The organism is Amphritea sp., from assembly GCF_050300915.1.
In the GTDB taxonomy this organism is placed as follows: domain Bacteria; phylum Pseudomonadota; class Gammaproteobacteria; order Pseudomonadales; family Balneatricaceae; genus Amphritea.
Window position 1 is genome coordinate 17987 of the sequence record NZ_JBNKYN010000056.1, and the last position, 10574, is coordinate 28560.

At 49.4% G+C, this 10574-nt stretch carries 9 protein-coding genes and 1 pseudogene; 7 read left to right on the top strand and 3 right to left on the bottom strand.

Translation table 11 applies throughout. The annotated features are described in order from the left end of the window. The first annotated feature begins 76 nt into the window (after window positions 1-76). The 6 genes and pseudogenes from betA to ACQY8X_RS14490 all read left to right on the top strand — a co-directional run. Window positions 77-1801: a choline dehydrogenase gene (betA, locus tag ACQY8X_RS14465; protein ID WP_428035849.1), complete on the top strand. Its 1725-nt coding sequence runs from the start codon at window positions 77-79 to the stop codon at window positions 1799-1801. Window positions 1802-1901: 100 nt separating this feature from the next. Then, a complete protein-coding gene (locus ACQY8X_RS14470) occupies window positions 1902-2879 on the top strand; it encodes a choline ABC transporter substrate-binding protein (protein WP_428035850.1) in 978 nt (325 codons plus the stop codon). Window positions 2880-3011: 132 nt separating this feature from the next. Next, window positions 3012-3857 carry a choline ABC transporter permease subunit gene (gene choW, locus ACQY8X_RS14475; protein ID WP_428035851.1) on the top strand — a complete coding sequence of 282 codons (846 nt, stop codon included), beginning with the start codon at window positions 3012-3014 and terminating at the stop codon, window positions 3855-3857. A gap of 2 nt (window positions 3858-3859) precedes the next feature. Next, window positions 3860-5065: a choline ABC transporter ATP-binding protein gene (choV, locus tag ACQY8X_RS14480; RefSeq protein WP_428035852.1), complete on the top strand. Its 1206-nt coding sequence runs from the start codon at window positions 3860-3862 to the stop codon at window positions 5063-5065. A gap of 148 nt (window positions 5066-5213) precedes the next feature. Further along, window positions 5214-5936: a TorF family putative porin gene (locus tag ACQY8X_RS14485; RefSeq protein WP_428035853.1), complete on the top strand. Its 723-nt coding sequence runs from the start codon at window positions 5214-5216 to the stop codon at window positions 5934-5936. Window positions 5937-6136: 200 nt separating this feature from the next. Continuing rightward, a pseudogene (locus tag ACQY8X_RS14490) lies at window positions 6137-6569 on the top strand (transposase); the annotation flags it as partial. 90 nt (window positions 6570-6659) lie between these two features. Here ACQY8X_RS14490 and ACQY8X_RS14495 read toward each other — a convergent pair. The 3 genes from ACQY8X_RS14495 to ACQY8X_RS14505 form a co-directional block, all read right to left on the bottom strand. After that, on the bottom strand, window positions 6660-7493 hold the full coding sequence (locus ACQY8X_RS14495) for a D-hexose-6-phosphate mutarotase (protein ID WP_428035854.1): 834 nt from the start codon (window positions 7491-7493) through the stop codon (window positions 6660-6662). A 197-nt stretch (window positions 7494-7690) separates the two neighbouring features. After that, window positions 7691-8983: a nucleotide disphospho-sugar-binding domain-containing protein gene (locus ACQY8X_RS14500; RefSeq protein WP_428035855.1), complete on the bottom strand. Its 1293-nt coding sequence runs from the start codon at window positions 8981-8983 to the stop codon at window positions 7691-7693. After that, entirely contained in the window at window positions 8980-9918 is a 939-nt protein-coding gene (locus ACQY8X_RS14505) for an FCD domain-containing protein (protein ID WP_428035856.1), read from the bottom strand. Before ACQY8X_RS14505 ends, ACQY8X_RS14500 begins: the two co-directional genes overlap by 4 nt. Before the next feature lie 190 nt (window positions 9919-10108). Between ACQY8X_RS14505 and ACQY8X_RS14510 the strand changes: the two genes are divergently transcribed. Further along, window positions 10109-10574: extracellular solute-binding protein (locus ACQY8X_RS14510; RefSeq protein ID WP_428035857.1), on the top strand; the 466-nt coding region annotated here is incomplete at its 3' end.

A 10574-nucleotide genomic window follows, 5' to 3' on the forward strand; every position in this document is an offset into this window, starting at 1 on the left:
CGGGGACTCACAGCGATGCGACTTATTGGCAGCGAGGTGCTGCCGGTTTTTTCAGCTTACTTTCAGCGGTAGACGTATGACAAACAAAAAACAGTACGATTACATCATTGTTGGCGCGGGTTCTGCCGGTTGCGTTCTGGCCAACAGGCTGACCGAGGATGGCAAGCACAGCGTGCTGATCCTTGAAGCAGGCGGCACTGATAAAAGCATCTTTATCCAGATGCCCACCGCCCTGTCCTATCCAATGAACACGCCAAAGTACGCCTGGCAGTTCCACACCGAAAATGAACCCTACCTCGACGGCCGCTCAATGCACTGCCCACGGGGTAAGGTACTTGGCGGTGGTTCCTCAATTAATGGTATGGTTTACGTTCGTGGTCATGCCTGCGACTTTGATGAGTGGCAGGAACACGGCGCACAGGGCTGGGGCTATCAACAGTGCCTGCCCTATTTCAAAAAAGCGGAAAGCTGGGCACACGGCGGTGATCAGTATCGTGGAGCCACCGGCCCACTAACCACCTGCGGTGGTAATGAGATGAAGCTTAACCCACTCTATCAGGCATTTATTAATGCCGGAGAAGATGCGGGCTACCCAACCACTGACGATTATAACGGTTACCGCCAGGAGGGCTTTGGGCCAATGCATATGACCGTCAGGAACGGTGTCCGCGCCTCCACCTCAAACGCCTACCTGCGGGATGCGCTGAAGCGCAGCAATCTGACGCTGATTAGCAATGTTCTGAGCCGTAAAGTGGTGATGGATGGCAAACGTGCCGTCGGTATTGAGTATGAGAAGAATGGTCAGATCACTGAAGTCGCAGCGATCAAAGAGGTGATTCTGGCGGCGGGCTCTGTTGGTTCCCCTCACCTGTTGCAACTCTCCGGTATTGGTCCGGAGCAAGTACTGCTGGACGCCGGTGTCGATGTGCTCCATAACCTGCCCGGCGTCGGCGAAAACCTGCAGGATCATCTGGAAGTGTATTTCCAGTATCACTGCAAGCAACCGATCACCCTGAATGGCAAACTCGATCTGATCAGCAAAGGGTTGATTGGCACCCGCTGGATGCTGTTTAAAGATGGTCTGGGCGCGACCAATCACTTTGAATCCTGTGGTTTTATCCGCTCCAGAGCCGGGCTGAAATGGCCCAATATTCAGTACCATTTTCTGCCAGCAGCGATGCGTTACGATGGTGGTAAAGCGATTGATGGTCATGGTTTTCAGGTGCATGTCGGCCCGAATAAACCAGAAAGTCGCGGCCGCATCTGGATCAGGTCCGCCGACCCTAAAGCGAAGCCCGGCATTATCTTCAACTATATTGGCACCGAGCAGGATAAGCAGGACTGGCGCGACACCATTCGTCTCACCCGTGAACTGCTGAATCAACCGGCCATGGATGCCTACCGGGGTGATGAGATTCAACCCGGTACGCAAATAGCGTCCGATGAAGCGATTGACCAGTGGGTGCGGGAAAACGTCGAAAGTGCTTACCACCCATCATGCAGTTGCAAAATGGGGGCCGATGATGACCCAATGGCCGTGCTGGACAGCCAGTGTAAAGTCCGTGGTATTGAAGCACTGCGGGTTGTCGATTCCTCGATCTTTCCAACCATTCCTAATGGCAACCTTAATGCCCCAACCATTATGGTGGCGGAAAAGGCGGCAGATATGATTCTGGGTAAGCAGCCGCTGGCTGCGGCTAATGTTGAGATCTGGATCGATGAACAGTGGCAGCACCGTCAACGTCCGGGCAACGCAAAACGACCGCTGCTAAGCAAAACGGGCACTAAACAAGCAGGCTAAAACCCGGTTCTGGCTGCACCGGGATACTGCCGCTTGGCAAGAAATACAGAACAAGAGAAAAAATAGCGCACACAACTTACTTAAATAAAGGGTATAACTCATGAATTCACAACGGAAAAATACCAGCTCAGCAACCCCTCGGCTTAACCGTCTGACCAGCATACTGGGTCTTACAGTAGCTACCTGCTTTACAGCATCTACCGCCTTTGGCGGACAGTGCGACACCGTTCGCTTCTCCGATGTCGGCTGGACTGATATTACCGCCACCACCGCAGTTACCAGTGAGCTGGTGACCGGCATGGGTTACAAACCTTCGACCCAGCTCCTCTCAGTGCCAGTCACCTATACCTCGCTGGCCAACGCTGATATCGATGTTTTCCTCGGTAACTGGATGCCCACCATGGAAGCGGATATTGCCAAGTACCGTGAAAACGGCTCAGTAGAAACCCTGCGCGCCAATCTTGAAGGCGCAAAATATACCCTTGCTGTGCCTAAATATGCCTATGACGCAGGCCTGAAAAGCTTTGCCGACATCGCCAAATTTAAAGATAAACTGAAAGACCGGATCTACGGTATTGAACCAGGCAACGATGGCAACCGCCTGATTCAGAGCATGATTGATGAGGATGCCTTCGGCCTGAAAGACTTCAAACTGGTTGAGTCGAGTGAGGCGGGGATGATCTCTCAGGTTTCCCGTGCAGCGAAGCGTGATCAGTGGGTGGTTTTCCTCGGCTGGGCACCACACCCGATGAACTCCAACATTGAGATGGAATACCTGTCCGGTGGCGATGACTTCTTTGGTCCGAACTATGGCGGTGCCAATGTCTATACCAACGTCCGCAAGAACTATACTCAAGAGTGCCCAAATATGGGACACCTGCTGCAGAACCTCTCCTTCACCCTGGAGATGGAAAACCAGATCATGGGCTCTATCCTCGACGATGGCATGAAACCTGATGCTGCAGCCCGGGCCTGGTTAAAAACCCACCCAGACGTTCTTAACGACTGGCTTAACGGTGTAACGACTCAGGACGGTGGCGATGCACTGCCCGCTGTTCGTAAGTATCTGGAACTTTAACGCGCTTACAGCGATTCAGGCGCAACCAGATTAACTGAAGATTACAGCACTTAATCTGGCTGCGAGGTTATTTCAACCAATCTGCATCTCCGAGTTGAGTGCTGATAATCTAACTGTAAAAAAGGCAGTCGTATGAACTGGATTACAGAACATAAAATCCCCCTGGGTAGCTGGATGGAAGCTTTCGTCGACTGGCTGACATTTAATGCGGCGGGGTTCTTCGATGCAATATCAGTATCGCTGGAATGGTTGATTCTCTCTGTAGTGGATATCTTCCAGTGGTTCCCCCCCTATGTACCTATGATCATAACGGCCGCCCTCGCCTGGGCATTGCACCGGAGCATCCCTCTGGTCATTTTTGTCGTTATCGCACTGCTGCTGATACTGAATCTGGGCTATTGGCAGGAGATGCTGGAAACGTTTGTACTGGTGCTAACTGCCACCACACTTTCGGTGGTAATGGGTGTGCCGATCGGCATTCTGGCGGCGCATAAACCTAAACTCTACACCTTTTTACGCCCGATACTGGATATGATGCAGACCATTCCCACCTTTGTGTATCTGATTCCAACGCTGGTGCTGTTTGGCCTGGGGGTGGTGCCAGGACTAATCTCAACGATTATCTTTGCCATCGCCGCGCCGATCCGTCTGACCTATCTGGGCATCAGCAAAGTACCGGAAGAGCTGATCGAAGCGGGTAAAGCCTTTGGTGCGACACCATCAAAACTGTTGTTTAAGGTGGAGTTGCCTGCAGCGATGCCCAGTATCATGGCGGGTATCACCCAGTGCATCATGCTGTCACTGTCGATGGTAGTCATTGCCGCACTGGTCGGCGCTGACGGCCTTGGCAAACCGGTCATACGCGCACTCAACACTGTGAATATCTCGCAGGGTTTTGAAGCGGGACTGGCAATTGTTCTGGTCGCGATCATCCTTGATCGTATCTTTAAAAACCCCGGTTCTAAAGAGGAGAGTTAATCATGTCTGCTATCAGTATTCGCAATCTGGATGTGGTTTTCGGCGACAAGGTTGAAGCCAGCCTCAAACTACTCGACCAGGGTAAAACACGCCAGGAGATTATCGATCTGGGCTGCAATGTTGTCGGTGTGCATAATGCCAGCATCGAAGTCGCCGAAGGAGAGATCTGCGTCCTGATGGGCCTCTCTGGCTCAGGTAAATCCAGTTTGTTGCGGGCCGTAAACGGATTAAATCCGATCAGCCGCGGTGAGCTACTGGTTCGGGACGGGGACCGTATGGTTGACATGGGTTCCTGTGATGGGACCACTCTGCGTCATATGCGCACCCGCCGCATCTCTATGGTATTTCAAAGTTTCGCACTAATGCCCTGGTTAACTGTACTGGATAACGTCGCGTTTGGTCTGGAGATGCAAGGGATGGGCAAGCAGGAGCGGCGCGCAAAAGCGATGGAAAAGCTGGAAATGGTCGGACTGCATGAGTGGAGTGGGAAATATGCCCATGAGCTCTCCGGCGGCATGCGTCAACGGGTTGGTTTAGCCAGAGCCTTCGCAATGGACAGCGACATATTGCTTATGGATGAGCCTTTTTCTGCTCTCGACCCGCTGATTCGCAGTCAGTTACAGGATGAGCTGATCGAACTGCAGCAGCGATTAAACAAAACCATCCTGTTTGTCAGTCATGATCTGGATGAAGCCCTGAAAATCGGCACCAATATCGCCATTATGGAATCAGCCAGAATTATTCAGCACGGCAGACCTGAAGATATCGTACTGAATCCGATCAACGATTACGTTGAACAGTTTGTTGCGCATACCAACCCGCTCAACGTCCTGAAGGGACGCTCACTGATGACTCAGACCTCCGAGTTAGAGCGTCTGGAGGATATGCTGGTGCTCAACCGCAATGATAACACCTGTGTCAGCACCAACAGTTCCGGTCAAGTGGTGTCTGCCTGCCGTCAGGGCAAGCCAATTGCGTTACACCAGTGGCAGGAGGGCGAAAGTATTGACCGGCTGCCGGAAGACACCCTGGTGATGGCAACACCAGATATCTCTATGCGTCAGGCAATTGAGATTCGTTACCGTACCGGCCAGCCGGTACTACTGAATGAGAAAGAGAGCCTGGTTGGCATACTTTCTGACAAAGATTTCTACCATGCATTGCTGGGGAAACACTTCTCGTCAACCAACGCCAGTGCGGCTATCTGACCCAGGTCGCCCCACTGAAACCGTAAACTGATCGTTTAAAAACCTATTTAGCCACTGCCTGATACATCAGGCAGCGGCCAAACTCAGCCCGAAATTCGGCAATATAACGAATAAGGGAACACAACCATCCTAAAGTCGGGGATTAACCATGTTTAAAAAACTACTACTCAGCAGCCTAATCGCCTCCTCTGCAACCTTTGCGCTGCAGGCACAGGCCGACGTTTCCGCCACTGTCACCCTGGTGTCCGATTACGTCTATAACGGTGTCAGCAATACCGATGGCGACCCAACCCTGCAGGGCAGCGTTGACTGGTTTAACGATGCCGGCTTCTATGCGGGTGTCTGGGCTTCTGGCCTGGACGAAGGCTTTTACAGCAGCGCTGAAGTCGAGATTGACTACTATGCCGGTTATGCTGGCAGCATCAATGACGACTTCGGTTATGATGTGGGCTACGCATTTTATACCTATCCGGGTGCAAACGATGCGGGTGCTGAACTGAACTACGGCGAGCTGTACGGCTCAGTAACTTACAAAGAAAGCACCACCGCAAAAGTACAACTGTCTGACAACTACTCAGGTGAAATTGGCAACTCAGTGGTAGTTTCTCTGAGCCATACCATCAGCCTGCCAGAAGATTTCAGCCTGACGCTCGATGCAGCACACACTAAACTTCTGGATGACAAAGCCGCAGCCTATTACGGTAGTGATGCCGGTGATGATTCCTATACTAACTGGGGTGTTTCAGTCGCTAAAAGCGTTGCCGGATTTGACCTTTCTCTGGGCTATACCGACAACAATATCGAGGACAATTACTGGGGTGATATTACCGATGCACGGGTAGTACTGAGCATCAGCCGTACCTTTGAGTAAGTTACGCTTCAGAGCATACAGAAACAGCACTCCCCCTTCAGTGCTGTCGATGTAAAACAGAAAGACCCCGATAATGGGGGCAACGCTGTTCACTTAAGCATTTGCGCCTGAGCCGCGCTTGTTAGAAAATCCGATGTCATCACTGACATCGGATTTTTTATGCCTTTTCAACAGTCGTTACTCAACCTTGATGAACTACAAAGAAGCTCTTAACCTCGTTACCGGCAGAGACATACAGTAGCCAAAAAGTCGCCAAGCTATATCAGAAACGCTGGAAAATTGAGCTGGGCTTTCACGATATAAAGAGCTCGATGCAGCAGAACGCCATTACGCTCAGAAGTAAAAAGGTATACCAGATTACTATTGACGACGTTATTAGAAGAAAAGCTAGCCAGGCTGCCGTTGCATTTGGACGCCTACCGTCAGAAATAAGACTTAAGCCAGTGTGCCAGTATATTACGGTGCTGTTAATTGTCATGGCAGCGGCAAACCCGGTGTCGGACACAGGTCGGAGATTGGGAGATTAAAAAATTTATTCTTAGAGAAGAAGCGTCCGTGGCCCACAACGCCTGAACAGTCGAAATGTCAAAAACCCGATATTCGGTGGATCGCAATACAACTCCACTTAAATAAACAGCATTGCGGCAATAACCGGGGCTTTTTTAAATATTCAATCCGTCTCGACGGCATTATGGTATCAACGACACATAGCAAGGGCCGACATTATTGTATTACCGCCCTGATAGTGTGTGATTCGCCGGGTTTGATCACCTTAAAATCATCAAATGCATTAGCCGTTTCTATACATACAAATGTTTTGTAACTTTGCTTTGCCATACCACTCATTCTGGCGCATTTGTCTATCCAGGGATTCCAGACGACGACGGAAGATGAGCCGCTACTTGTTATCTTAACGTCACGCCCACTATCGATTAAGCCGATGCCGCCATCGACCTCCTGAAACACCAGATCGACCTCTTCGGCAAATACGATATCGCCGCTATAAGTAAAGCGTTTATTGGTCAGTGCATCCAGACAGGGCTTATTATCCAGCCCCCGGACCTTTGCCGTGGAGATATCAGACACCTGAAAATAGGTATGTAAAGCTTGTGTAACGGTAAACTCATTGGTATCGGTATTGATCGTTTCAAGCCCGATCTCTAACACCTCAGAGAGGGTTATTTTCAACACCAGCCTGAACCGATGGGGCCACAGTTTCAAACTCTCTTCTGAGTCTTGCAGTGAGAGAATAATCTCTGTTTTTGTCGCGTTAATTTCATTGCAGGACAGCAACTTAAACATCGAATAGCGGGCAAACCCATGCTGAGGCAGACTCGGATTATTCATCCCAAACGCGGGCCAGCAAATGGGCACCCCGCCCCGAATCGCCTTGCCATACTCGAAATCACTGGCTTCACTCACCCACAATAATGGTATCTCTCCCTGACGGGCATAGTGAAAAACATGCCCACCCTGCAACGCTATCTTTGCGCTCGCAGAAGCGTTAGTTACCTGAATATATTCAAACCCATTGTCAAACGCTTTAAACTCAATCACATTCATACCCTGACTTATTCATGCCGCTCTTATTCATATCACTCTTTTCATGCCACTCTTTTTCAAGCACTAGGGCCTGTCACATCAAGACTGACCAACCTCAGAAAGGCTACCCGGAAAGGGAATCACGCCCCTGTTTAAGTCAGGGCAGCAACATCGCCTGATCCTGACTCTCGATAGGCGTAACCTCCTGTCACTTAACCCCTGGCCCCATTAAAGCGTTTTATCGCATCAATGCAGGACTGTGCAGCTTGTTGCGTTCCGCTTTGCTGCTGCATCAACACAGCATTGTCTGCCAGAGCCTTTTGCATTGAATCATTTACCAGAAGGCCCTGAATCTCTTTGGCCAGCTGCTCTGGAGTCCAGTCACTGCGATTAAGGTAGCGCCCCACACCTGTTGCTTCAGCACGCTGAGCATTGTCATGACCATCCCAGCAATAGGGCATGATCAGTGAAGGAATCCCGTAATACAGCGCCTCGCAAAAACTGTTATTGCCACCGTGATGAATAAACAGATCTGATTGAGCCACCACCGAGGGCTGAGGAAACCAGCTGCCCAGATAGACGTTATCAGGAATCTCTTTATAGCTATCCAGAAAGCCGCCAGCATTGATCAGAAAGCGAGCGGGAATGTCAGCAAATGTTGCGATCATTCTATTCATCAGATCGGTGTCACTTGCCCCTAACGACCCAAAACTGACATAAACCAGTGGCCCGGTATTATTGGGGAACACCGGCATCGAGAAATGGCTGTCTTTACGGACACAGCCCTCAAGAAATACATATTGCTCATTATCGAGCTCAGCGGCACGCTCATAGCGCACAATAGACGGTGCAAGTAAAAGATTCAGATAAGGTGACGGCTCAAGGAAGACGCCCGGTTTGAGCTGCGATATGCCGTTACTCTTGCGCAGGCTGTTATAGCGTTTATGTATCTTTGAAGTATGTTTCAGATAGGCCTTTTCAAACGCCTTGCGCTGCTCTGATGACGCAGTAATACCTGAAAGATAAGGCGGTACATTGTTATCCGGCAGCTCGGTTTCGGCACAGGAGATAACCCTTACCCACGGGCACTCTGCATTGGCAATGGCAGGAAACATGATGACATTGTCGAGAAGAATAAGATCGGGCTTGATTCGCTTAATCAGTATTTGCAGGCCAATTTCAGCATCTTCTACTGTATCAACAATAGAGTCCCAGGTAGGCGCAACATAGGTTGGCAACTGATCAATCGGCGCCAGATTAAAGTGAGGTATATGGGTATTGGTAAACTGTTGCCAGTAAGTCTCACTAACCTCTTGCCGGCTGGTTTTTTGTGGCAGCGGGTATTCCTGAAAGCCGTATTCAGCAAAAACACCGGTAAATCCCTGATGACAGATAAAAACGGGCATGGCTCCCAACTCAAGCAATGCCTGAGCTATCCCAACACAATTTAGTGCAGCACCAAAGCTTGCTTCAGGAAAAAGTACTATCTTAGGTGTGCCAGTCATTTTCGAGGTCCTCTCAATAATTGTGTAACTCCCATGTTTGCTACCTCTGGCCTGCGAACATACGATCGACGTATATGCAACGTCATTTGATCAGCAGCAAGCTCAAACTGACCACTTTCGAGACAGTCGAGTATATCGAGATGCTCTTTCAGTGCTTGCCTGCCTCTGAATTCTGGAATGGAAATATCTTTTTGTGTTGTTCTGCGCAGACGATGATGGGCTAACAGTGTTCCGCACAGAAAACGATTACCCGAACATTCTGCGATCAGGCTATGAAACTCTGTATCTAAGCGCTGAAACCGGGAGCTGGTCAGCCTCCCCTGTTCAGTATTAAGCAGCTCTTCTATCTGTTCTCTGAGTACACCCGCACGCTTAAGGTCAATGTTGAATCCAGGGGCTAATATCGCCTGGGGTTCAACGACCAATCTGAAGTTGAGGCTCTCATTAATCGCTTTTGGGCTGTCCAACATCGGTTGAAACGCCCAGGTCCGACCTGGAAGCTGTGTAACAACCCCATCCCTACTCAGTATTTTTAACGCAACTAGTACAGTACTTCTTGATTGTTCATATCGTCTGACCAGGGCACTTACGGATTGTACATCACCAATTCGTCGCTCGGCCCTGTCGGATAAAATCCTTCTTGCCAGAGAATTTTCCTGGTCTTCAAGACTTTGAATCGCATAGTTAAATTCATCTGAATCAGACAGGTTAAGAAAATAACCCTCCTCTTGCCTCCATACTATAAACTCCTTTTCTTCCAATAACTTAAATGCAGACCTCACAGGTGTCCGGGAAACATTACAGGCATCAGAAAACATCTGTTCAGGCATATGACTGCCCTTTCTCATCCCCCGTTCCAGTGCCTGATTCAGTATTTGCTCAGCCAACTTTAAATGATTCTGTCGAGTATGTTGGCGAGTTTTCTTTATTGTCATTTTGAAATAACCAGCTAATAAAGTTAATCGTTAAAAATACAGATAATACAAATTGACGATATTTTTTTTATAAATAATACTGATTGTCATGGTGTTCATCAAGAAACACTCACAACAAGAAAAACACTGAAAAGGTAGCAAGTCAGTTCTATTGCTACCACGGAGATTGAATATGTTCCGAATAAGAATAATGTCAGGATTGGTTTGCGCACTTTTAAGCGCTTTCAGTTCAGCAGATGAATTAGTCGTTTCAAACTGGGATGGTTATATGGCCGCCGATGCCATCAGCCAGTTTAATGAACAGACCGATAATCAGGCAGAACTGGTCCTTCATGCGACCAATGAAGAGATTATGGGAAAGCTGATCGCCTCTAAAGGCAAAGGTTATGATATCGTTTTTGTATCCTCACCTTTTGCAGAAGTCCTGCATAAGATGGGATTAACGGAAGACCTGGACCACAGCCGGATTCCCAATATCAAGAACCTTTACGCCGAAGCTAACCAGCTACCTCATGATCCAGGCAACCACTTTTCGATACCCTACGCCTGGGGCACAACCGGCCTCTGCTATCGCTCCGATCTGATCGACAAAACTCCCACCAGCTGGATGGACTTATTAACCCCGGATAAAGCCCTTGATGGCAAAACCACTATGC

What these genes read in the sequence shown, in the direction of transcription:
- betA (WP_428035849.1), top strand. Translation starts at nt 77, where the DNA reads ATGACAAACAAAAAACAGTACGATTACATCATTGTTGGCGCGGGTTCT.
- ACQY8X_RS14470 (WP_428035850.1), top strand. Translation starts at nt 1,902, where the DNA reads ATGAATTCACAACGGAAAAATACCAGCTCAGCAACCCCTCGGCTTAAC.
- choW (WP_428035851.1), top strand. Translation starts at nt 3,012, where the DNA reads ATGAACTGGATTACAGAACATAAAATCCCCCTGGGTAGCTGGATGGAA.
- choV (WP_428035852.1), top strand. Translation starts at nt 3,860, where the DNA reads ATGTCTGCTATCAGTATTCGCAATCTGGATGTGGTTTTCGGCGACAAG.
- ACQY8X_RS14485 (WP_428035853.1), top strand. Translation starts at nt 5,214, where the DNA reads ATGTTTAAAAAACTACTACTCAGCAGCCTAATCGCCTCCTCTGCAACC.
- ACQY8X_RS14500 (WP_428035855.1), bottom strand. Translation starts at nt 8,983, where the DNA reads ATGACTGGCACACCTAAGATAGTACTTTTTCCTGAAGCAAGCTTTGGT.
- ACQY8X_RS14505 (WP_428035856.1), bottom strand. Translation starts at nt 9,918, where the DNA reads ATGACAATAAAGAAAACTCGCCAACATACTCGACAGAATCATTTAAAG.